Genomic DNA, 24306 nt, shown 5'->3' on the forward strand with positions numbered 1-24306 from the left:
ATATCAGTGAACTATTGGAAATCTAAACTAATATAGCCTTAGCAAACTTACGCTTGCCTACCTGCACCACATAAGTCCCAGCCTCTACTTTCAACTGTTTATCAGTAACTGTTACGCCATCAAGCTTTACGCCGTTCTGCTCAATATTGCGATTGGCTTCTGAGGTAGATGGGGCAAGGCCAGCAGCCTTGAGGAAGTTAGCGATCCCCATAGGAGCACCTGTAAGTGTTACCTCAGGAATCTCATCTGGTACACCACCTTTAGCACGGTGATTAAAGTCTTCAAGCGCTTTTTCTGCAGCAGCTTGTGAATGAAAGCGCGCGACGATCTCTTGACCGAGTAGCACTTTGCAATCGCGTGGGTTGCGACCAGCGGCAACTTCTTGCTTCATTAAATCAATCTCTGCCATCGGGCGAAATGACAGTAATGTGAAGTAATCCCACATTAAGTCATCGGAGATGCTCATGAGCTTACCGAACATCTCGCTAGCAGGCTCGCTGATGCCAATGTAATTACCTTTGGACTTACTCATCTTATCAACGCCATCCAAACCAACGAGGAGTGGCATTGTCAAAATGCATTGTGGCTCTTGACCATACTCACGTTGAAGCTCACGGCCCACTAAGAGATTAAATTTTTGATCGGTACCACCGAGCTCTAAGTCACTCTTCAAGGCAACGGAGTCATAACCCTGCATCAAAGGATACAAAAACTCATGCACAGAGATGGGTACGCCACTACGGTAGCGCTTGGTAAAGTCATCACGCTCTAACATCTGCGCCACGGTATATCTTGCTGCCAACTGAATCATGCCGCGCGCGCCCAGTGGATCACACCACTCGCTGTTGTAACGGACTTCCGTTTTAGCAGGATCAAGCACCATGCTCGCTTGACGATAATAAGTCTGCGCATTGACGGCAATTTCTTCGGCAGTCAATGGTGGGCGAGTGGCATTGCGTCCAGAAGGGTCGCCAATCATGCTGGTGAAGTCGCCAATCAAGAAAATAACCGTATGACCTAAATCTTGCAGCTGACGTAACTTATTCAAAACAACTGTATGCCCCAAATGAATATCTGGCGCAGTAGGGTCTAAACCCAACTTAATCCGTAATGGAGTGCCAGTGGCTTGGCTTTTGGCTAGCTTCGTAATCCAATCTGCCTCAACCAATAACTCATCACAACCCCTTTTGGTCACTTCAAGGGCTGCAAAAACTTCAGGGGTCAGTGGGTATTTTTGTTCTGGTTTAGCCGTCATGCTGAATTAGTGAACTGATTCGGTTAAATTAGTATTTATGTTGCTAAAGCATAATTGTCGCATTCCTGAGAACAAAGTCCCGATACCGCATGAATAAGTCTCATTCCCTCTATATTGGCCTGATGTCTGGCACCAGCCTAGATGGAATAGATGCCGTGCTAGCAAAGCTAGGGCCTCAAGGTGATGCAAGTCTGCTGGGGGCCGTAAGCACGCCCTTTACGCCTGATCTACGCAAAGCCCTGCTAGACCTGCAATCTCCAGGGCCTAATGAGCTTCATCGCGAAAAACAAGCAGGAAATGCTCTTGCTGCAGCCTATGCGGATGCAGTGCAAGACTTGTTATTGCAGTCCAACCTTACTCCTGAAAATATCAGCGCGATTGGCGCCCACGGCCAAACTATTCGTCATCAGGCAGACCTCCCCCATCATCTGGCATATACCCACCAAACACTCAACCCAGCCCTATTGGCAGAGCTCACTGGGATTGATGTTATTGCCGACTTTAGAAGTCGTGATCTAGCAGCAGGTGGTCACGGCGCCCCATTGGTGCCGGCTTTCCATGCACAGCAATTTTCCTTAAATAAAGAGATCGCTGTCCTCAATTTAGGTGGCATTGCCAATCTCACCCTCCTCCCCAAAAGTGGCGAAGTGAAAGGTTTTGATTGTGGTCCAGCAAATATGTTGATGGATGCCTGGATTGCAGATCAACAAGGGCATACTTTTGATAAAGATGGCGTCTGGGCATCACAAGGCGAAGTGAATCAACCGCTCCTCGCCAGAATGTTGTCCGATCCATTCTTTTCAAAAGCCCCACCAAAGAGTACGGGACGTGATGACTTTCATCTGGAGTGGTTACAAAGGCAGATTAACTCAGACAACATCAATGCAGAAGATGTGCAAGCAACACTCTTACATCTGGCGGTGGACTCAGCGCTACAAGCATTAGAGCGCCATGCCCCACAAACCCAAACACTCATTGTGTGTGGTGGTGGCGCACGCAATACAGCACTCATGAATCTATTTAAAACGAGCTCACAAGCGGTGTTTAAGAATCCTCTGGAGATCGTGACAAGCGATGTACTAGGAATAGACCCACAACTAGTAGAAGGCCTCGCATTCGCATGGCTGGCATGGGCTCACAAAGAAAAACGGCCAGCAAATTTGCCAGCCGTTACAGGAGCGAAGGGTCCTAGAATTCTAGGCGCTTGCTATCCAGCTTAAGTTATTAAGCTTGTTCTTATGCGGAGAAAGAGGATCCACAACCACAAGTGGTTTGTGCATTTGGGTTTTTGATTACGAACTGTGAACCGTTAATATCTTCTTTGTAATCAATCTCAGCGCCAACTAAATATTGGAAGCTCATTGAATCAACCAACAAAGTTACACCATTCTTTTCAAAGAGTGTGTCGTCTTCATTCACAGCATCATCAAATGTGAAACCGTACTGAAATCCTGAGCAACCACCGCCTTGAACAAACACGCGCAGTTTTAATTCAGGATTGCCTTCTTCAGCAATCAAGTCAGCCACTTTTGCAGCAGCGCTATCCGTGAACACCAATGGGGTTGGTGGCTCGGCTAAATCTTGTGCGGGTTGCGTAGTTTCTTGCGTAGCTAATTGGGTCATGATTTACTCCTAATTCAAAAGGCAATGGTCTATTTTAGGCTTTTAATACCAAGCTTGCTGAAGGGTCTTTCCCGCTGGCCCCATTATGGGGAAACAGCAATCTGCGTCAATCCGGTGGTCTCAGGCAAACCAAACATCAGATTCATGCACTGGACACCTTGGCCTGAAGCACCCTTCACTAGGTTGTCCTCAACTACCAAAATGACTAAAGTGTCACCGCCTCCTGGACGATGGATGGCGATCCGCAAGCCATTACTGCCGCGTACAGAGCGTGTTTCTGGGTGACTACCAGCAGGCATCACATCCACAAATGGCTCGCCTTTGTAGAAATCTTCATAAAGCTTCTGAAAATCCACATCCATCCCAGCTTCGGTCAAACGCACATACAAAGTGGAATGAATGCCTCTAATCATGGGAGTTAAATGTGGCACAAAGGTCAAACCAATCTGATCATGACCAGCAATTGCCTTTAATCCCTGGACGATTTCCGGTAAATGGCGATGGCCTTTTACGGCATAAGATTTGAAGTTATCACTGGATTCTGACAACAAGGTACCGATCTCAGCTTTACGTCCGGCGCCAGAGGTTCCCGACTTAGAGTCGGAAATAATATGGGTACCATCGATCAACTGCTTACCGCCAGTCGACTTAGGCGAAAGTAATGGAGCCAAGCCTAATTGCACAGATGTTGGGTAGCAACCAGCTAAGCCAACTACGCGCGCTTTTTTAATGGCTTCACGATTAATTTCTGGCAAACCATAGACTGCTTCAGCCAAAATTTCTGGGCAGCCATGCTCCATGCTGTACCACTTAGCAAACTCTTTAACGTCTTTCAAACGGAAGTCTGCAGCCAAATCCAAAATCTTTACGTTATTGGCGAGCAATTCTTTTGCTTGCGCCATTGCTACACCATGTGGCGTTGCAAAGAACACCGCATCACATTCATTTAATTTGGCTTCATCTGGCGTGGTGAATTTCAGATCAATACGACCGCGTAAAGATGGAAACATCTCAGCCACTGGCATGCCAGCTTCTGTGCGAGAAGTAATTGCCTGAATCTTCACCTCAGGATGCTGCGCCAACAAACGCAGTAATTCCACTCCGGTATATCCAGTTCCACCTACGATGCCAACTTTAATCATGTCACTCTCCAAAATGCGCTATAGCGAAATTATCGTATAGAGCTTACTACTTGATTCTTACAGTTTTCTTAATTGTAGAAACAAAAAGGGCCGCTTGCGCGACCCTTTCGATAAAACTGAAGCGACTGAAAGAAATTAGCGCTTGCTGAACTGCTTACGACGACGCGCGCCATGCAGGCCAACTTTTTTACGCTCAACTTCACGAGCATCGCGAGTTACCAAACCTGCTTTAGACAGGGCTGGCTTCAAAGTGATGTCGTAATCCATCAATGCACGAGTAACACCGTGACGAACTGCACCAGCTTGGCCAGTTTCACCGCCACCAGAAACGTTTACTTTGATATCAAAGGTCGTTAAGTGGGCTGTGAGAGCCAAAGGCTGACGAGCAATCATGCGTGATGTTTCACGAGCAAAATAAGCATCGATAGGCTTGCCATTAACAATGATTTCGCCCTTGCCAGATTTAATGAATACACGCGCCACAGAACTCTTGCGACGACCAGTACCGTAATTCCAATTTCCGTAATTAATAGCCATTTGGTTTCCTTAAATCTCTAACGCTTTTGGCTGTTGAGCCGCATGCGGATGACTGGCGTCGCCGTAGACTTTTAATTTCTTAATCATGGCATAGCCTAGTGGGCCTTTTGGCAACATACCCTTCACAGCCTTCTCCAAAGCGCGACCTGGGAAACGATCTTGCATCTTGTCGAAGTTGGTCGAGCTAATACCACCTGGGTATCCGCTGTGACGGTAATAAATTTTGTTCAAGCCTTTTGTGCCTGTAACACGCAGCTTAGAAGAGTTGATGACAACAATAAAGTCGCCGGTATCAACGTGTGGGGTGTATTCAGGTTTATGCTTGCCGCGTAGACGGAGTGCCACTTCACTGGCGACACGACCGAGGACTTTGTCCGTAGCGTCAATCACGAACCATTCATGCACTACCTCATGGGATTTTGCAGAAAAAGTTTTCATGATTTCTCAAATTGTTATAGTCAAAAAAAATTACTCCAACCAAACTACGTCCACCTTGGCCCTGCTTATATTTGCAAGCTCGCAGATTCTGCAATTCACTTGGTACAACAATTACCGCTGACTGGTTCGGTAATTCAGTAAAGCCTTGAATTGTAACCTAAAAAAACCCAGGAACGAGTCCTGGGTTGGAATCCACCTATGTTTAAGTGGAGGAGACACTGGGAGGTAAGTCACAGTCTTGTATAAGACTGACTACCAATATGGTTATTCTACACAAGAAATTTGGTGCAATGCAAGAAAATTGACCAAAATCAAGTTTTTGATGTTTTTTAGCCAAAATAGGGAGGATGGCTAAACTGCTAAATATTGGTAAACTATTGATAATATTGATTAATTTAGTAAGTTAGGGGTCACTAATATGGAATGTCGAGTATCTTGGTTGGGTAATGGCGGGATGGCTTTTTCAGCAGAAACCGGTAGCGGCCACCAGATCAAAATGGATGGCCCTCCTGAAGCTGGTGGGCAAAATAGCGCTCCAAGACCGATGGAACTGCTTTTAGCAGGTACTGGTGGCTGCTCTGCCTTTGATGTGGTTTTAATCCTACAAAAGGCCCGCCAAGAGATTAGCGCCTGCGATGTCAAGCTAACAGCAGAGAGGGCTGATACTGAACCCAAAGTTTTTACAAAAATTAACCTGCATTTCACGGTTAAAGGGAAAAACCTAGATTTAGCCAAGGTTGAGCGTGCGGTGAAGCTATCCCACGAAAAGTACTGCTCTGCCACAACCATGCTCGCCAAAACAGCAGAAATCACCTATTCGATTGATGTGCTGAACGACTAATCAGCTGTCTGGTAAGTGCAGAGTCAATCGATAAGCCGGATTCTGTCGCCTAGATTTGCATCTAGGGGCAATCATTCCTCTAGGCCGGCAGTTACCTGACGGCTCAAGCTCCCTACCCGCAGACTCAGCGGATCGCCTCATCGCCTGCTTACTTGGGATTGCTCCGGGTGGAGGTTACCGCGTTTCACCGTAACTAAATACGCTCGTCTCTGTGGCCCTATTCCTCACGTCGCCGTGGATGGTCGTTAACCATCACCCTATCCTATGGAGTCCGGACTTTCCTCCCCCTCAATAAAGAGGCGGCGATTGCCCAATTGACTCTGCGACTGCAGTCTAACGCAGTCGCAGAAATTTAGCCTAAAAATGAAAAAAAGAATGAATTGCTAACTTAAGCCAATGACCAAGCAATAGTCTCGCCAGCGCGCAGTGGCACGATGGTCGCATCTCCTAGTGGTAGCTCAGCTGGAATGCTTTGCGCTTGTTTCACCAGGGTAATTGTTTTGCTATTGCGTGGCAAAGAATAAAAATCGGGGCCAAAGAAGCTGGCAAAGCCCTCAAGCTTATCTAGTTTGCCAACACCCTCAAATGCTTCGGCATATAAACCCAAGGCGTTAAATGCGCTGTAGCAACCTGCGCATCCGCAAGAAGTTTCTTTTGCACCCTTAGCATGTGGTGCGCTATCAGTCCCCAAGAAAAATCTAGGGCTGCCACTCGTAGCCACTTCAAGTAAAGCTATGCGATGCTCTTCACGCTTTAGCACTGGCAAACAATAGTTATGCGGACGAATGCCGCCAGCAAAAATAGCATTGCGGTTCATCAGCAAATGTTGCGGAGTGATTGTGGCCGCTAAGGTATTTTTTTCACCGGTTTGCGCATCACGCACATAGTGGGCAGCTTGCTTAGTCGTAATGTGCTCAAACACAATCTTGAGCTCAGGAAAATCTTTACGCAAAGGCTCAAGAACCTGGTCAATAAACACTGCTTCGCGATCAAATATATCAATCTCAGCGCTAGTTACTTCACCGTGCACTAGCAATGGCATGCCCACTGCCTGCATCGCCTCAAGCGCAACATAGCAACGCTGGATATCGCTGACACCAGCATCACTATTGGTGGTGGCGCCAGCAGGGTACAACTTAAATCCGACAATACCAGCAGCTTTGGCCTTTCGCACCTCATCAGCAGAAGTGTTATCAGTCAAATACAAGGTCATTAATGGCGTAAAGCTGTGGACGCCTAAAGATTGAAGGCTAGCTTCAATTCGAGTGCGATAGGCGCTTGCTAAATCTACAGTGGTCACTGGTGGCTTCAAATTCGGCATGATGATGGCACGGGCAAATTGGCGCGCAGTATCTGCCAAGACATCTTTCATGACTTCGCCATCACGAATATGCAAATGCCAGTCATCTGGTTGAATCAATTGAATTTTGCTTGGGCTAGTAGACATGTATTTGAGTATTGATATTGACCGTATTAATTAAGCAAGATGATGCGGAAATCATTCACATTCGTAAGTGTAGGGCCAGTTTCCACTAAAGCATCTAATTGGGCAAAAAAACCATAGCAATCATGGCTAACTAAATACTGGGTAGGAAGCAAACCTTGAGCCTGGGCAGCCTGACGAATAGCCGGGGTAAACCAGGCGCCGGCATTCTTTTCGCTGCCATCGATACCGTCGGTATCCGCAGCCAGAGCAGAGATGTTTGGCAGATCCGTTGATGCTGAAAACAGTGAAAGCAGATATTCACTGCAACGACCGCCTCGCCCCTTGAGATCGACAGGAATGGTAACCGTGCACTCGCCACCCGAAATCAGAGCTAACGGTTTATCAGCCGACTTCGTCAAATACTCGCGCGCCATTGCTGCCTGAGTAGCGCCCACATATTGCGCTTCGCCGGTAATGGTGTCACCCAAGATCACTGGCTCATATCCTTGAGTGCGTACATAGTCTGCTGCAGCCTCAAGACTTTTATAAGCGGTGGCGATCACATGATTGTTCACTTGGACATTTTGTAAATCGCCCACCTTCAATGTCTCCGGCACCTCACCGGCAAGACCGCGATTCAAATGCAAGAGCACGGAAGCTGGAATCGCTCCTTCGCCCAAGCGATGCTTATTCAAAATAGTTAAAGCATCTTGATAGGTCGAATAATCAGGAGCACAAGGTCCGCTAGCGATATCCGCTGGGGAATCACCTGTCACATCAGAAATCAATAAGGCCTCAACTCGAGCACCTCTCGCCATAGCCAGTCTTGCCAAATTGCCACCTAGAATTGCTGACAAATGTTTGCGCACCACATTCATCTCATCGATCGGTGCGCCAGAACGCAATAGCGCCTCTGTAGTTTTTCGCATATCTTCAATGCTGATGCCAGCTTGGGGCAAAGTAAGTAGGCTAGATCCGCCACCCGAGATCAAGGCAATCAGAATATCACCCGCTTGCAGTTCACTCACTAAGCGGTAGATTTCTTTTGCGCCATCCATGCCTGCCTGATCGGGTACAGGATGACCTGCTTCGATAATTCGAATCTGACTTGTGGGAGAGTTGTGCCCATAGCGAGTCAAAACCACACCATTAATATTGGCCTGAGGCCAATGGGATTTTGTATAAGCCTCTAATGCGCTTGCCATAGAAGCGCTGGCTTTACCCGCACCCACCACAACACATCTTCCCCGAGGCTCATTCCCAACTGGAAATATCTTGTCTAAATATTGCGGGACTATGAGTTGTGGATCAGCTACCGCCACAGCAGCTGAAAACGCATTTTTAAGAATAGTCTCTTGCTGGCTCATTCGGATATTTTAATCAAGGGCACTACGCTCTTGCATTTGCCACATCTCAGCATATCGGCCATTGGTGTCCAATAGCTCAGCATGCGTTCCGCGCTCAATAATTTGCCCATGCTCCATCACCAAAATTTGATCAGCATGAATAATAGTAGAAAGTCGATGAGCAATAATCAAAGTAGTGCGATTCTTGGCAAGGCCGAGCAACTCCTCCTGAAATGCCCGCTCCGTCTTGGAGTCCAAAGCTGAAGTGGCCTCATCAAAGATCAGCATGGCAGGCTTCTTGAGTAATGTTCGCGCAATTGCAACGCGCTGCTTCTCACCGCCAGATAACTTCAGACCGCGCTCTCCTACTTGGGTTTCATAGCCATCTGGCAAATGCTTGATAAAACCGTCGATCTGCGCAGCTCTAGCCGCCTCATGCACTTCTTCAATCGAGGCGTTGGGATTGCCATAGGCAATGTTGTAGCCAATCGTGTCATTAAATAAAACTGTATCTTGCGGAACAATACCAATCGCTTTACGCAGGCTAGACTGGGTGACATCCACAATGTTCTGATCGTCAATCAAAATCTTGCCAGATTGAACATCATAGAAACGAAAGAGTAAGCGAGCTAAGGTACTCTTACCCGCACCGCTTTGCCCAACTACTGCGGTAATCATTCCCGCTGGAATATTAAAACTAACATTTTTGAGAATTTCACGTTTGGCATCGTAGTGAAACGAGACGTTCTCAAAACGAACATCTGGGCCACGCCCTTGGTTAGCAATACGCAAAGGTTTGGCATTAGGGTCATCTGCAATCTCCTTCTCTGTATTGAGAAGAGAAAACATTCGATCCATATCTGTGAGAGCCTGTTTAATCTCCCGATAGATTACACCCAAGAAATTGAGTGGAATATACAACTGAATCATCAAAGTATTCACCAGTACGAGATCACCCAAAGTCATTGAGCCATCAATCACGCCTAAGGTTGCGCGCCACAAAATCATCACTAAGCCAACCGCAATAATCGTTTGCTGACCAAAATTCAGAAGCGCTAAAGATTTTTGAGATTTGACTGCAGCTACCTGGTAACGCTCGAGATTTTGATCGTAGCGACTTGCCTCGAATGCTTCATTGCCAAAGTACTTCACCGTCTCGAAATTCAACAAAGAATCAATCGCCTTCTGGTTGGCCTTCGAATCCATATCATTCATGGTACGACGGAAATGGGTGCGCCATTCTGTTACGACTACCGTGAAGCCAATATATAGAACTAAGGCAGTAAGCGTAATTGCAGCAAACCAAAGATCGTAGGCATAAGCAAAGTAGCCCAGCACCAAACAAAACTCAATTAAGGTTGGCAGGATGCTGTAAAGCGAATAAGAGATCAACGACTGAATACCGCGAGTACCACGCTCAATATCCCGGCTCACTCCACCAGTCTGGCGAGCTAAATGAAAGCTCAGTGCCAAAGAGTGCAAATGCTCAAAAACTTGCAGAGCAACTTTGCGCACCGCATTTTGAGTAACGCGAGCGAAGAGGGATTCTCGTAACTCAGTAAATAAGGAGGCTGAGATTCTTAAGAGGCCATAGGCTAAAATCAATCCAGCTGGAACCACTAGTAATGCTTGTGGTGAATCGGCCTTGATATTGAGTGCATCAATCAATTGCTTCATCAAAATCGGAATGCCGAGGTTGGTAACCTTAGCAGCGACTAAGCATGTCAGGGCAATCGCAACCCTATATTTGTATTCCAGTAGATAGGGAAGCAGGTCACGGATAACTTTCCAGTCGCTCCCCTGTGTAGGTTTTGAATCTCCTGCCGAATGATGATGCCCAGATGAATGTCTCATCGCTCTATCTTAGTCACTTCTGCACTAAGGCGCAGAGAACAACTGCAAAATGGCCTCACCATTGCTGCGAGAAAAACATTTGCTCACCGCTTCAGCATGAGGAAGCCATTGATAGGCGACGTGCTCTCTTGGAGCCAATTGAACTTGAGTGTTATCTGGCACTCGCAATGAAAACCAATGCTCAGTGTTTTTAATTACGCCAGGTGCATAGCGATGGCGCCATTGCGGGTAAATCTCATATTCAATCTGGTGGTGCATATCTTGTAGCGAGTTTGCCGGCAAGAATTGAATATCAATACCCGTTTCCTCAAGCACTTCTCGTTCAGCTGCTGTACTGAGATCCTCGTCAATGGCATCGACACTGCCAGTAACTGATTGCCAGAAGTTGGATTTGTCGGCCCGCTCTATTAGCAAGACCTCCCCATTCGATTTATAGATAACAACTAAAACCGAAATGGGGATTTTCAAGATGCTTTAAATACTTTTCTGCTTAAGCAGCTGGAGCGGCCTGGCGCAAACGAATGTGCAACTCTTTTAGCTGACGCTCATCTACCGGGCTAGGAGCTTGAGTTAATAAGCATTGGGCACGCTGCGTTTTAGGGAAGGCAATCACATCACGAATAGATTCGGCACCGGTCATCATGGTAACTATGCGATCCAAGCCAAATGCAATGCCACCATGCGGAGGTGCGCCATATTGCAAAGCATCCAACAAGAATCCAAACTTCGCCTGAGCTTCTTCAGCATCAATCTTCAATGCACGGAATACCTGACTCTGCACAGCCTCTTGGTGGATACGAACTGAACCGCCACCAATTTCGCTACCGTTAAGAACCATGTCATAGGCTTTCGCTAAGCACTTACCTGGATCAGACTCTAAATACTTCATGTGCTCATCTTTAGGGCTGGTAAACGGATGATGACAAGCAACCCAACGGGCTTCGCCTTCATCGTAATCAAACATGGGGAAGTCAACTACCCACAATGGCTTCCAGCCTTCAGTAGAGAGACCATGCTCTTTACCCCAAGCAGAGTGGCCAATCTTCAGGCGCAAATTACCAATAGCGTCATTGACTACTTTTTCTTTATCAGCACCGAAGAAAATAATGTCGCCATCTTTGGCGCCAGTGCGCTTTAAGATGCCTTCGATCGCAGCATCATGCAAATTCTTCACGATCGGTGATTGCAAACCATTACGACCTTCCGCAACGGAGTTCACTTTGATCCATGCCAAACCTTTGGCGCCATAAATGCCAACAAACTGGGTATAGTCATCGATTTCGCTACGGCTTATTTCGGAGCCGCCGGGAACGCACAAACCTACTACACGACCACCCTCTTGGTTTGCTGCACCAGAGAACACCTTGAAATCAACATCCTTCATTAAGTCGGTCAGCTCGGTGAATTCAAAATTCACACGCAAGTCAGGCTTGTCGGAACCAAAGCGCGCCATACCTTCTGAGTAAGGCATGGTTGGGAATGGATTTGGCAACTCGACATTCATCGTGGTTTTAAAAATATGACGAATCATGTTTTCAAATAACTCGCGGATTTCTAACTCATCCAAGAAAGCAGTTTCACAGTCGATCTGCGTAAATTCAGGCTGACGATCAGCGCGTAAATCTTCATCACGGAAACACTTAGTAATTTGGTAGTAGCGATCAAAACCAGCCACCATCAATAACTGCTTAAACAACTGAGGGGATTGTGGCAAAGCAAAGAACTGACCATCATGAACACGTGAAGGCACCAAATAGTCGCGCGCACCTTCAGGTGTGCTCTTAGTCAACATTGGAGTCTCAATATCGATGAAGCCAGCAGCGTCTAAATAGCGACGGCATTCCATTGCGACGTTGTAACGTAGACGCAAATTCTTTTGCATCTGTGGACGACGCAAGTCGAGAACGCGATGGGTTAAACGAGTTGTCTCGGATAAATTCTCATCTTCCAATTGGAATGGAGGCGTAATAGATGCATTCAAGATCACCAAGCTATGGCAAAGCACTTCAATCTTGCCGCTCGCTAAATCATTGTTCTCAGTGCCAGCAGGACGCGCACGTACCAAACCTTTAATCTGAATACAAAACTCATTGCGTACTTGCTCTGCCAAGGCAAACATGTCTGGACGATCTGGATCGCAAACCACCTGTACAAAACCTTGGTGATCGCGCAAATCAATAAAGATCACACCACCGTGGTCACGGCGGCGATTAACCCAACCTGAAAGAGTCACTTCTTGACCAATGAGTGATTCAGTTACCTGGCCGCAGGTATGGCTTCGCATCGACATAACAATTTCCTATAAATCAAAGATGATGGTTTGACCCAATAGCGGTCAAACCAGTTGAACTGGTGGGGGGAACGGATCCCATTGAAACAATATGTTTGAGCGCCTCTTCGACACTCATCTCTAATTCAATCGTGTGCGCACGCGGGACAATCATAAAAAAACCAGAGGTTGGATTTGGGGTGGTTGGCAGGAATACATTGACATAATCCTCGCCTAACTTGGATGCAACCTCTTTTGCGGGGATGCCCGTCTGAAATGCAATCGCCCACGAATCCGCATGCGGATAGCGAATCAATAATGCCTTGCTGAAAGCTTGGCCACTGCCGGAAAATAATGTGGAAGACACTTGTTGAACGCTGGAATAGATCGATCGCACGATTGGAATGCGATTCATCTGCTTATTCCACATCCGGATCCACCATTGCCCAGCAAAACTAATAGCAACTAATCCAGTGAACATAATCACTGAAACTACGATCAAAATACCTACGCCCGGCAACTCACGGAAATGACGCAAGTCCCCAGCGAACTGGCTGGGGAATACAGTAATAATGGCTTGCATCACGGATCCAAAAACACCGTCGAGCAGGCCTAGACCCCATGCAATCACCCAGATGGTGATTGACATCGGCGCCCACACCAAAATGCCTGCGATAAAGTATTTTTTCATTTGCCTATGCTTACGCTTTGCTTAACCTGGCATTTTAGCGGTTTAAGCGGTGACAGGCGACAGACTAATAAATACCCAGGCCGATGATTACAATCCCAGCCAAAAAGCCACCTGCAAACAGTAAGGCGCCAACTAATAGGCGGTGAGTGCGTCTTTCTTGTAATAAAAGGGCTTTGAGGACCTCTAATTCGCCTTTTTGCTCCCTTTGGGGGGTGCGCGCCTGAGCCAAACTATCTGCAATCAAGCGAGGCAAAGTTGGCAAAATTTGAGCCCAGCTTGGCGCCTCAGCCTTAATTCCATCTACCAAAGCCCTCCAACCTAGCTGCTGACTGATCCATTTTTCCAAAATTGGCTTAGCAGTCTTCCAAAGATCTAGATCGGGATCTAGCTGACGAGCAAGTCCTTCAACGTTCAATAGAGTCTTCTGAAGCAAAGTAAGTTGTGGCTGAATCTCCACCTTGAAACGACGCGAAGTTTGGAACAAACGCATCAAGACAATGCCCAAGGAGATTTCTTTTAAAGGGCGATCAAAGTAAGGCTCGCAAACAGAGCGTACTGCACCCTCAAGTTCTTCTACCCGTGTATTAGCAGGCACCCAACCAGATTCGATATGCAATTCTGCAACACGGCGGTAATCACGATTAAAGAAGGCTAAGAAATTTAATGCCAAATAACTTTTATCGGACTGACTCAATGCGCCGACAATCCCAAAGTCCAAAGAAATAAATCGGCCAAATGTTTCTGGCTCAAGGCTAATCATGATGTTACCGGGATGCATGTCCGCATGAAAGAAGCCATGCTCAAATACTTGCGTGAAGAATATTTCTACACCATCCGCAGCTAGCTTTTTAAAGTCAACGCCAGCAGCGCGCAACTCTGCGCTACGACCAATCGAAATGCCATTCATCTTTTCCATCACGATGACATTGGTATGGCACAAATCCCAATACATCTCGGGAATCATCAACTTCTTAGAGTCAACAAAATAACGGCGCAACTGACTCGCGTTTGCTGCCTCGCGCATGAGATCCAATTCATCATGCAGATAAGTATCAAACTCCGCTACGTTCTCGCGAGGCTTTAGGCGACGACCATCCTCTGAACTTCTCTCGATAATTTTTGCCAAGTCGTATAACAAGGCAAGATCGCCATCAATAATTGGCAGAATGCCGGGACGCAAGACTTTGACTGCTACAGCACGACCTTCCCACTCGGGATGTTTTTCAGTTCCGCGCAGTAAACCAAAGTGTACTTGGGCCACAGAGGCGCTAGCTACAGGGGTTGCATCAAAACTAATAAACACTTCCTCGATGGACTGCCCTAGTGCTTTTTCAATTAAATGGCATGACTCATCATTAGAAAATGGAGGGACTTGATCCTGTAACTTGGCCAGTTCATTCGCAATATCTTCTGGCAATAAATCACGTCGAGTAGAAAGCACTTGTCCAAACTTGACAAAGATCGGACCAAGCGCCTCTAAGGTCAAACGAATACGCTCGCCCCTGGGTAAAGATTCACCAGGAGAGGTCCAACAAATCATGGTTAATGCGCCACGACGAATACCGGGTTTCAGAATATCGCGTAGTAATGGCAATAAGCCATAGCGCCATGCGGTAAAGAATATAAAAAAGAGGCGGGCAAGACGACGCACGATGAATTAACCTTTTCGCTCTAAAAGTTGGATGCGCTTTTCCATGCGATCAACTGCATCACGCAAGGCATTCAATTCATTTTTGCGAATCATAAAATCTCGTTTATTCAAAAGTACTTTTCTCTCTTCACTGACATACTCCACTACATTCTCCAGTAAGTCAGAAGCGGCAGACCGCCCCGCGGAGATGAATTTCTTACCTTGGCGTACAGCAAAATTGGCAGGTGCATCACCAATGAAATGCGCTAAATCCTCCTCATACTCCCAGCGAATTTGTCCTGCCAAGCGGCCTAATAATTGCGCTAGGTCAGCATCGCCAGTAATCTTGACTGATTTCATCGCCTGCTCTCGCAAACCGCCAGAACTACCTGCAAGCGCACTCAATATCTCAGCAGAAACCTCTAGCTCTAAGGAGGGGGCTTCAAAATGCGTCAAAGCAGTCAAGGAGCCCTTGGGTGTTAATTCAAAACAAAGATTGCCGACAGGCAACTTCATTAACACCACTTTTCCTGCATGCTTCGCCAACTCCACCATCGCCCATGGCTCTGCCTGGAGGACATGATTAATCCCTCTACTAGCGGCTGTAGCTGCAATATGGTGAGTAGTGGGAGAGGTGGTGGTCATGAGCGTAAAAAACCCGCACAAGTGCGGGCTTTCAATGGAAAGTACCTCAAGCTTAAACCAACTGAGAAATACCCGCCAGTACCCAGCCTCCAGGGCCCGCTACCGGCTTACTGAGGTTCCAAATTTCAGAGAAATTATTTGCCTGTGCGCCTGCTTGCTCACGAATCATGCCCGTGAACTGCACGCTACAGTAATAAGTATTGTCGGCCGTCTCAATTCCGAGCAACTGCGCATTGAGCGTAACCACATCAGTTTGATTGGCGCTATCTGCACGACCCGAAAGATCTTGCTCGATTGTGGCGAACATCTCAGGCGTGGTGTACTCACGCAATGCTGCTAAGTCGCCTTGATCCCATGCCTTTTGCAGGCTTGAAAAATACTGCTTCGCATTTTCTAAAAACGCATATTCATCAAACCCTGGAGGCAAGGTTGACTGAAATGGTGCAGGCTCAGCGGCAACGCCACCAAAAGCACTAGCAGCAGGCGTAAATGCTGGCTCCTGTCTTGGTGCCTGGTCCATATTCGTACGCTGCATTCCTTGCGAAGTGACTTGAGGACCTTTATTGGCACCTGATAAAGCAGGCAACAACCTTCTCATCACAAACATGATGGCGAAGCCTGCTAGAACAGCAATCAACAAACCAGTAATTAAAGAGGATGCCGCCTCACCCATACCAAAGTGGGATAAGAGATACCCAATACCAAGCCCTGCAGCAAGACCGCCTAGGATGCCACCCATACCGCCAAAGCGACTAGGTGCTGGCGCCTGAGGTGTTGCAGCTGGTGCAGCCGGTTGAGCTTGCTGAACTGGCTTTTGCGCCGGAGCAGCTTGTTTTTGCATTGGCGCGCTTGGCGCTTTACCGATACTTCTACCACCACCTAAACGCGCAGCATCAGCATGACCAACAGTAGCAAATATCAAGCTAACACTTAACAGTACTGCCTTGAAAAATTGCTTATTCATTTTTTTATCCCCTATAGAACAACTTGAATTCTTGACCACTAAAAACTACAAATTCACTAGTATTTAATACCAATATGCAATGCAACGATACCCCCAGTCATTCTATGGGTATCAACTTCATCAAAACCGACTCCTAGCATGATCTCTTTCAGGGCCTGTGCATCTGGATGCATCCGAATGGATTCTGCTAAATAGCGATAGCTCTCAGAATCTTGAGCAATTTTTTCACCCAACCAAGGTAACACCTTAAATGAATAAGTGTCATAAACCGGTTGTAAAAAAGCATCGGGCTTAGAGAACTCCAGTACCAATACTCGACCCCCGGGCTTAATGACTCTGAGCATCTCTGCCAGAGCAACATCTTTGTGAGTCATATTTCTCAAACCAAATGCCACTGTCACTACATCAAAGTGATTGGCAGGAAAGGGAATTTTCTCTGCATCGAATTGAACACAAGGTAAAGCCAGGCCTTTGTCTAAAAGACGATCTCGGCCAACACCCAACATCGAGGCATTGATATCACTTAACCATACCTGCGCATCAGCATTTTGCCCCCAGCCCGCTGCTCTTGCAAATGCAGCAGCCAAGTCGCCTGTACCGCCGGCAATATCTAGCACCTTTTGACCTGGGCGAACTTGCGCGCGAGCAATAGTGACTTTCTTCCACAAGCGATGCAGACCAAATGACATCAAGTCATTCATCACATCGTATTTGCTAGCTACCGAATGAAAAACTTCTGCGACCTTACCCGCTTTTTCAGCTTCGTCAACGCTTTGGTATCCAAAATGGGTCTTGCTCATATTCTTCTTTGCTCTACTGAAATATCGATTAATGACTGCCGCAGGCATGTCCGCCAGCAACACTCATCGGAGTATCGCGGTCTAGGCCGGCAGCAGCTAATTTATCCAAATGCTCTTGCCACAGCGCTTCCTGGTTCTCACATAAAAAGTGCAAGAAATCCCAGGTATACAAACCAGAATCATGTCCATCAGAGAAGGAAGGCTTCAGTGCATAGTGGCCTACTGGCTCGATATTGGCAATGAGAACCTCGCGCTTGCCTGTTTGCAAGGTCTCCTGCCCGGGGCCGTGCCCCTGCACTTCAGCTGATGGTGACAATACTCTTAACAATTCAAAAGGGAGGCGATATGTTTTGTCATCGCCATAAGTAAGCTCCAATACTTTTGACTGTTGATGAACAACAACATTTGTTGGAATCATCAAACCAATACCCTCTCAATGCCACCTTGGTTCGCCTTGGCAACATAATCTTGCATCCAGTTATCACCTAATAATTTTTGTGCCATCTCAACCACGATGTAATCGGCAGTCGTATCGCTATCCGCATCAAAGCGTGTGAGGCCTTGCAAGCAAGATGGGCAGCTCGTCAACACTTTGACGTCACCAGTGAAGTCGCCTTTACGCAATTCGTTGGCAGCCTTCTCCATTTCAATTTGCTTACGGAAGCGGATTTGCGTAGAAATATCAGGGCGTGTCACTGCCAGCGTTCCAGACTCACCACAGCAACGATCATTCTTCTGAATGGTTTTGCCATCCTCCTGCTGAATCAGTTCATTCACTGTCTTGAGTGGATCCTGCAACTTCATCGGCGAATGACATGGATCGTGATACATATATTTCACGCCAGTCACGTTTGAAAGCTTGACGCCCTTCTCAAGCAAATACTCATGAATATCAATAATGCGGCAACCAGGGAATATCTGTTCAAACTGATAGCCCGCCAATTGGTCATAGCAAGTTCCGCAAGAAACCACCACGGTCTTAATATCCAAATAATTGAGAGTGTTCGCAACGCGATGGAAGAGCACGCGGTTGTCGGTAATCATCTTCTCGGCTTTATCAAAGTCGCCATTACCGCGCTGTGGGTAGCCGCAACAGAGGTAGCCCGGAGGCAATACAGTCTGAACGCCGACATTCCAGAGCATCGCTTGCGTAGCTAAACCTACCTGCGAGAACAGGCGCTCAGAGCCACAACCCGGGAAATAGAACACTGCTTCCGTATCCGCAGAAGTGGTCTTAGGATCCCGAATAATTGGAACGTAATTCGCATCCTCAATATCTAAGAGCGCACGAGCAGTTTTCTTGGGCAAATTGCCTGGCATTTTCTTGTTGACGAAGAAGATCACCTGCTCTTTGATGTTTGGTTTAGTGACCGTCGCCGGAGGATGCGCAGTTTGCTTGCGCGCCAACTTACGGAAAACATCATTACCCAAGCGTTGAAGCTTATAACCCCAGCCAATCATGGTCTTGCGAACCAAGTTGATAGTGTCTGGATCGGTAGCATTCAAGAACAGCATTGATGCCGCTGTTCCCGGATTAAAGCGTTGCTGCCCCATCTTGCGCAACAAGTTACGCATGTTCATCGTGACATCACCAAAATCAATATTGACAGGACAAGGTGTTAAACACTTATGACACACGGTGCAATGTGCCGCGACATCGTCAAACATTTCCCAATGACGAATCGATACACCACGACGCGTCTGCTCTTCATACAAGAAGGCTTCAATCAACAAAGAGGTTGCCAAAATTTTGTCGCGTGGGCTGTACAGTAAATTTGCACGGGGTACATGTGTAGCACACACTGGCTTGCACTTACCGCAACGCAAACAATCTTTCACGCTATCAGCAATCGCACCGATGTCACTCTGCTGCATGATGATGGACTCATGTCCCATCAAGCCAAAGCTTGGAGTGTAGGCAATGCTGAGATCAGCATGCGGCATTAACTTGCCCTTATTAAAGCGACCTTCTGGATCCACGCGCTTCTTATAAGCGCGGAAATCTTTTAGCTCAGCTTCAGTCAAATACTCCAACTTAGTAATACCAATGCCATGCTCACCAGAAATCACACCGTCTAATGAGCGAGCCAATTTCATAATTCGAGCGACTGCACGATGCGCATCTTGCAACATCTCATAGTCATCAGAGTTCACAGGAATATTGGTATGCACGTTACCGTCACCAGCATGCATATGCAGCGCTACAAACACGCGCTTGCGCAGAATATTTTTATGAATTGCCTCTAGCTCATTCAAAATTGGCTCAAATGCAAGACCGCCAAATATGATTCGGAGCTCGGCACGCACTTCTGTTTTCCAAGAAGCGCGCAGACTGTAATTCTGCAAGTCTGGGAAGTAGGTATCCATCTGCGTTAACCACTCAGACCAACGCGCCCGCACCCCTGAAATCAGTTCAAGCGCCTGCTGAACACGATCGCCCAATATTTCAGCGCTTGGGATTTCAAAGTCCTCATCATTCTTGCCGAGCGGCAAGGCACTCTTTTTCAAAAATGCTTCGAGGGCATCTAAAACTTGTAATTTATTTTTGAGAGAGAGTTCGATATTGATACGCTCAATACCTTCGGTGTACTCACCCATGCGTGGTAATGGAATCACCACATCTTCATTAATCTTGAAGGCATTGGTGTGGCGAGCAATCGCGGCAGTACGTGCACGATCTAACCAAAACTTTTTGCGCGCTTCCGCACTAACCGCTACGAAGCCTTCGCCCACGCGATTATTGGCCATGCGCACGACTTCACTAGTCGCAGCAGCTACAGCCTCTTCATCATCACCAGCGATATCGCCGATCAATACCATCTTCGGTAAAGCATTGCGTTTGGACTTGGTTGAGTAGCCAACCGCCCTCAGATAGCGATCATCCAAATGCTCCAAGCCAGCCAAGATCGGACCGCCATTCTTACTCAAGCCATCGAGGTAAGCTTTAATTTCTACAATGCTGGGAATAGCTTCTTGTGCTTGACCAAAAAATTCCAAGCAAACAGTACGCATGAATTTAGGCATGCGATGCAAAACCCAAGTTGCGCTGGTGATTAAACCATCACAACCTTCTTTTTGAACGCCTGGTAAACCTGATAAAAACTTATCAGTTACATCTTTACCTAAACCTTCTTTGCGGAAGCGCTTACCTTCCACCTCAAGAATTTCTGTTTTCAGAATACGTTCGCCCGGCTCACTCAAACCATCCGACCAAGTCAGTTGAAAACGAACTTTTTCTGCAACGTGAATTTTTCCTAGGTTGTGCTCTAGACGCTCGACATCCAACCAATTGCCTTCTGGATCTACCATGCGCCAGCTAGCTAAGTTATCCAATGCAGTGCCCCAGAGGACAGCCTTTTTACCACCGGCATTCATGGCGATGTTGCCGCCAATACAACTAGCGTCAGCAGAAGTCGGATCGACCGCAAACACAAGCCCAGCGTGCTCTGCAGCATCTGAGACTCTGCGGGTAACTACACCTGCGCCAGTAAAGATCGTTGAAACTTCATGGTCTACGCCAGGCAAACGCTTTAGCTTGACAGCATCAATTTGCTCAAGCTTCTCAGTGTTAATGACAGCAGACATGGCGTATAGCGGAATAGCGCCACCGGTATATCCCGTGCCACCTCCACGCGGAATAATTGTTAAACCTAATTCAACACAGGCTTTAACTAAGCCAGGGATTTCAGATTCGTAATCTGGCTTAAGGACCACGAGCGGAAACTCAACCCGCCAGTCAGTAGCATCAGTGACATGAGCAGCACGAGAGACCCCATCAAAACAAATATTGTCAGAGGCAGTAATGCGACCAAGTTCTTTGCGAGCACGCTTCCGAATTTCAGCAACATCCTTAAAGCCCTGCTCGAAACTTTCAACGGCGCGATGCGCAGCATTTAATAAGACCTGGACTTGCTCAGCAGATTCACCACTTGAGCGTTTTTTGACTTCACCCAAGCGATGCCACAAGGCATCAATCAACAATTGACGGCGATTGGCGTTATCCAATAAGTCGTCTTGCAAAAAGGGATTGCGTTGGACTACCCAAATATCACCCAATACCTCAAACAACATGCGAGCTGAACGCCCAGTACGACGAACCCCACGCAAATCATTCAGAACGCGCCATGACTCCTCGCCCAATAAGCGAATAACGATTTCACGATCGGAAAAAGAGGTGTAGTTGTAGGGTATCTCGCGGAGGCGGGGCGAGCCGGCCTCAGCATCTAACAACTGGTTCAAAGCTAATGGTGCGTTCATAGCGTCATATTTGATAAATATGCATTTTAATTGAGTGATCCTGATATTGACAGGAAACGCGGAAAGTTGTCGACTGAGGGGATAAAACCTTGCAAATCTAAGGGCTTAGAGCCCGTTCATGGTACGCTCATCGCATGGCAACGAACTATTTAAAGAAAATTTTATCGGCCCGAGTCTACGATGTGGCCAGGGAAACAGAGCTCCAAGTAGCCCCCGAACTCACAAAACGCTTAGGCAACCAAGTTTTACTCAAAAGAGAAGATAACCAGCCGGTTTTCTCCTTCAAGCTTCGTGGCGCCTATAACAAAATGGCCCATTTGCCACCAGAAGCCCTAAAACGGGGGGTCATAGCGGCCTCTGCAGGCAATCATGCCCAAGGCGTGGCCTTGGCAGCAGCAAAAATGAAGTGCAAAGCCGTCATCGTGATGCCCCTCACTACCCCGAGCGTCAAAATCGATGCCGTAAAGGCGCGTGGCGGGTCTTGGGTAGAGGTGATTCTGCATGGCGAGTCCTATAGTGACGCTTTTAAATACTCAGAGCTTTTAGAGAAAAAAAGGGGGTTAACCTTTGTTCATCCCTTCGATGATCCCGATGTCATCGCCGGGCAAGGCACAATTGCCCAAGAAATTTTCCAGCAATACCAAGAGCCGATTGATGCCATTTTTGTAGCTATTGGCGGCGGCGGCTTAATTGCTGGCATTGGCGAATACGTCAAAGCGGTCAGCCCTAAGACCAAAGTCATCGGCGTTCAGTCGGTAGATTCAGATGCAATGAGAAGATCGCTTGAAGCCAATAAGCGTATCGAAATGAAAGATGTCGGCCTTTTTTCAGATGGCACGGCAGTCAAGCTGGTTGGCAAAGAAACTTTCCGCATTTGTAAACGTGTTGTGGATGACATCATCACCGTCGATACCGACGAGATCTGTGCCGCCATCAATGATGTCTTTACAGATACCCGCAGCATTCTAGAACCTGCAGGAGCCCTAGCCATAGCAGGGATGAAGAAGTACGTAGAAAAACATCGTCTCAAAAAGAAGACTTTGGTCGCCATTGCTTGTGGCGCCAATATGAATTTCAGTCGCTTACGCTTTGTGGCTGAACGCGCTGATGTTGGTGAATTCCGAGAAGCCGTATTTGCCGTCACAATTCCTGAAGAGCGTGGGTCCTTTAGACGCTTCTGCGAATTGCTCGGCAATCGCAACGTCACTGAATTTAACTATCGCATCGCCGACCAAAGTGAAGCGCATATCTTCGTTGGCATTGGCACACAAAAAGCAACAGATAGCGCTGCTATTGCAAAACATTTTCGTAAAGCAAAATTTGCAACCATCGATTTAACTCATGATGAGTTGGCTAAGTCTCACTTACGCCACATGGTAGGCGGTCGCTCTACTCTTGCAAAAGATGAGCTACTCTACCGCTTTGAATTTCCTGAGCGCCCAGGCGCTTTGATGAAATTCCTCACCAGCATGGCGCCCAATTGGAATATCAGCCTTTTCCACTACCGCAATCACGGTGCGGACTATGGTCGCATCTTGGTAGGCATTCAGGTTCCAAAAAATGAGCAGAATAAATTCCAAAAATTCTTAGCCTCACTCGGCTATCCGCATTGGAATGAAACTGATAACCCGGCTTATCGCCTATTTCTCAAATAAGATGTAATTCGTAATGTCATACACACTTACCGGAAAACTCGTTGTTGCGATTTCATCGCGCGCTCTATTTGATTTCGAAGAAGAAAACAACATCTTTGAATCATCCGATGACAGCGCCTATATGAAGTTGCAACTTGAGCGACTTGGCGTCGCTGCCCAGACTGGCGTAGCCTTTCCCTTGGTAAAGAAGTTACTAGCTTTCAATGAAGAGGGCGAGCAACGTGTTGAAGTAGTGATCTTGTCACGTAACGATCCTGTCAGCGGCTTGCGTGTGTTTCGCTCAGCTGAGCATCATGGTCTACATCTGGAGCGTGGTGTATTCACAAGAGGTCGCCCGCCCTATCACTACCTTCGCTCCTTGCATGCCAACTTGTTTCTCTCGGCTAACGAAGATGATGTACGCGCAACGATTGATGCAGGATTTCCTGCGGCACGCGTTTATCCAGAGTCAAGCAAAACTGCAGAGTCTCACCCCAATGAAATTCGCATTGCATTCGACGGAGACGCAGTACTCTTTTCAGACGAAGCAGAGCAAGTATTTCAGAGTGAAGGCCTAGTGGCATTTGTTGATCATGAAAGCAAGAAGGCTGCGATCCCCCTGCCACCAGGTCCATTCAAACCTTTGTTAGAAGCACTCCATCGCTTGCAACGCTCTACCAGCGAGAAGGGCATGCGTATTCGTACTGCCCTGGTGACCGCTCGCTCCGCGCCCGCGCATGAGCGCGCAATTCGTACGCTAATGGCTTGGGGTATTGATGTGGATGAAGCCATGTTCCTTGGCGGACTCTCTAAGAGTGAATTCCTCCGCGAGTTTGAGCCAGATTTTTTCTTTGATGATCAAACCGGTCACTGCCAGTCCGCTGCATCAGTAGCGCCTACTGGTCACGTCGTATCTGGCGTATCGAATAAACCTAAAAACTAAGCACGCAAGGT

Annotated in this window: 21 protein-coding genes and 1 other RNA gene; 4 read left to right on the plus strand and 18 right to left on the minus strand. The window is 47.2% G+C overall.

Translation table 11 applies throughout. The annotated features are described in order from the left end of the window. Positions 1–22: 22 nt before the first annotated feature. A complete protein-coding gene (tyrS, locus tag ICN12_RS00350) occupies positions 23–1255 on the minus strand; it encodes a tyrosine--tRNA ligase (RefSeq protein ID WP_216270027.1) in 1233 nt (410 codons plus the stop codon). An 89-nt stretch (positions 1256–1344) separates the two neighbouring features. On the opposite strand from tyrS, the gene ICN12_RS00355 reads away from it, so the two are divergent. Further along, entirely contained in the window at positions 1345–2475 is a 1131-nt protein-coding gene (locus ICN12_RS00355) for an anhydro-N-acetylmuramic acid kinase (protein ID WP_216270028.1), read from the plus strand. A 16-nt stretch (positions 2476–2491) separates the two neighbouring features. Here the strand turns inward: ICN12_RS00355 and erpA are convergent, their stop codons facing one another. The 4 genes from erpA to rplM form a co-directional block, all read right to left on the minus strand. Then, positions 2492–2878, minus strand: coding sequence for an iron-sulfur cluster insertion protein ErpA (gene erpA, locus ICN12_RS00360; protein ID WP_216270029.1), 387 nt, complete (start codon positions 2876–2878; stop codon positions 2492–2494). A gap of 83 nt (positions 2879–2961) precedes the next feature. Continuing rightward, a complete protein-coding gene (gene argC, locus ICN12_RS00365; protein WP_216270030.1) occupies positions 2962–4020 on the minus strand; it encodes an N-acetyl-gamma-glutamyl-phosphate reductase in 1059 nt (352 codons plus the stop codon). 135 nt (positions 4021–4155) lie between these two features. Next, the gene (gene rpsI / locus ICN12_RS00370) at positions 4156–4557 is read right to left on the minus strand and encodes a 30S ribosomal protein S9 (protein ID WP_173961023.1); all 402 of its coding nucleotides are present in this window, start codon (positions 4555–4557) and stop codon (positions 4156–4158) included. A gap of 9 nt (positions 4558–4566) precedes the next feature. Beyond that, positions 4567–4995, minus strand: a complete 429-nt coding sequence (gene rplM, locus ICN12_RS00375) for a 50S ribosomal protein L13 (RefSeq protein ID WP_015422034.1) — start codon at positions 4993–4995, stop codon at positions 4567–4569. A 418-nt stretch (positions 4996–5413) separates the two neighbouring features. Here rplM and ICN12_RS00380 point away from each other — a divergent pair, with 418 nt between their 5' ends. Further along, a complete protein-coding gene (locus ICN12_RS00380; protein WP_216270031.1) occupies positions 5414–5836 on the plus strand; it encodes an OsmC family protein in 423 nt (140 codons plus the stop codon). A 15-nt stretch (positions 5837–5851) separates the two neighbouring features. Here ICN12_RS00380 and rnpB read toward each other — a convergent pair. From rnpB to ICN12_RS00445, 13 genes are all read right to left on the minus strand, one after another. After that, positions 5852–6158: RNase P RNA component class A (gene rnpB, locus ICN12_RS00385), an RNA gene on the minus strand. A gap of 66 nt (positions 6159–6224) precedes the next feature. Continuing rightward, on the minus strand, positions 6225–7283 hold the full coding sequence (gene pyrC, locus ICN12_RS00390) for a dihydroorotase (RefSeq protein ID WP_216270032.1): 1059 nt from the start codon (positions 7281–7283) through the stop codon (positions 6225–6227). 26 nt (positions 7284–7309) lie between these two features. After that, complete coding sequence (locus ICN12_RS00395) at positions 7310–8629, minus strand: glycerate kinase type-2 family protein (protein WP_216270033.1); 1320 nt, start codon at positions 8627–8629, stop codon at positions 7310–7312. 9 nt (positions 8630–8638) lie between these two features. After that, positions 8639–10462: an ABCB family ABC transporter ATP-binding protein/permease gene (locus ICN12_RS00400; RefSeq protein WP_216270034.1), complete on the minus strand. Its 1824-nt coding sequence runs from the start codon at positions 10460–10462 to the stop codon at positions 8639–8641. A 24-nt stretch (positions 10463–10486) separates the two neighbouring features. Then, the gene (gene nudB / locus ICN12_RS00405) at positions 10487–10930 is read right to left on the minus strand and encodes a dihydroneopterin triphosphate diphosphatase (protein WP_216270035.1); all 444 of its coding nucleotides are present in this window, start codon (positions 10928–10930) and stop codon (positions 10487–10489) included. Positions 10931–10952: 22 nt separating this feature from the next. Further along, the gene (gene aspS / locus ICN12_RS00410; RefSeq protein WP_216270036.1) at positions 10953–12752 is read right to left on the minus strand and encodes an aspartate--tRNA ligase; all 1800 of its coding nucleotides are present in this window, start codon (positions 12750–12752) and stop codon (positions 10953–10955) included. A 16-nt stretch (positions 12753–12768) separates the two neighbouring features. Next, the gene (locus ICN12_RS00415; protein WP_216270037.1) at positions 12769–13422 is read right to left on the minus strand and encodes a DUF502 domain-containing protein; all 654 of its coding nucleotides are present in this window, start codon (positions 13420–13422) and stop codon (positions 12769–12771) included. A 64-nt stretch (positions 13423–13486) separates the two neighbouring features. After that, a complete protein-coding gene (gene ubiB, locus ICN12_RS00420) occupies positions 13487–15073 on the minus strand; it encodes a ubiquinone biosynthesis regulatory protein kinase UbiB (protein WP_216270038.1) in 1587 nt (528 codons plus the stop codon). Positions 15074–15079: 6 nt separating this feature from the next. Continuing rightward, entirely contained in the window at positions 15080–15697 is a 618-nt protein-coding gene (locus ICN12_RS00425) for a ubiquinone biosynthesis accessory factor UbiJ (protein WP_216270039.1), read from the minus strand. Between the two features lie 52 nt (positions 15698–15749). Continuing rightward, the gene (locus ICN12_RS00430; protein ID WP_216270040.1) at positions 15750–16661 is read right to left on the minus strand and encodes a Tim44 domain-containing protein; all 912 of its coding nucleotides are present in this window, start codon (positions 16659–16661) and stop codon (positions 15750–15752) included. Between the two features lie 56 nt (positions 16662–16717). Then, the gene (gene ubiE / locus ICN12_RS00435; protein ID WP_216270041.1) at positions 16718–17461 is read right to left on the minus strand and encodes a bifunctional demethylmenaquinone methyltransferase/2-methoxy-6-polyprenyl-1,4-benzoquinol methylase UbiE; all 744 of its coding nucleotides are present in this window, start codon (positions 17459–17461) and stop codon (positions 16718–16720) included. Positions 17462–17489: 28 nt separating this feature from the next. Beyond that, a complete protein-coding gene (locus tag ICN12_RS00440; protein ID WP_216270222.1) occupies positions 17490–17879 on the minus strand; it encodes a gamma-butyrobetaine hydroxylase family protein in 390 nt (129 codons plus the stop codon). After that, positions 17879–21718, minus strand: coding sequence for a DUF3683 domain-containing protein (locus tag ICN12_RS00445; RefSeq protein ID WP_216270042.1), 3840 nt, complete (start codon positions 21716–21718; stop codon positions 17879–17881). Before ICN12_RS00445 ends, ICN12_RS00440 begins: the two co-directional genes overlap by 1 nt. A 134-nt stretch (positions 21719–21852) precedes the next feature. Here ICN12_RS00445 and ilvA point away from each other — a divergent pair, with 134 nt between their 5' ends. Both ilvA and ICN12_RS00455 read left to right on the plus strand, forming a co-directional pair. Continuing rightward, the gene (ilvA, locus tag ICN12_RS00450) at positions 21853–23373 is read left to right on the plus strand and encodes a threonine ammonia-lyase, biosynthetic (protein ID WP_216270043.1); all 1521 of its coding nucleotides are present in this window, start codon (positions 21853–21855) and stop codon (positions 23371–23373) included. Positions 23374–23386: 13 nt separating this feature from the next. Next, the gene (locus tag ICN12_RS00455) at positions 23387–24295 is read left to right on the plus strand and encodes a 5'-nucleotidase (protein WP_216270044.1); all 909 of its coding nucleotides are present in this window, start codon (positions 23387–23389) and stop codon (positions 24293–24295) included. Positions 24296–24306 lie beyond the last annotated feature (11 nt).

Origin of the sequence: Polynucleobacter sp. AM-25C3 (assembly GCF_018882335.1) — a bacterium.
GTDB lineage: Bacteria > Pseudomonadota > Gammaproteobacteria > Burkholderiales > Burkholderiaceae > Polynucleobacter.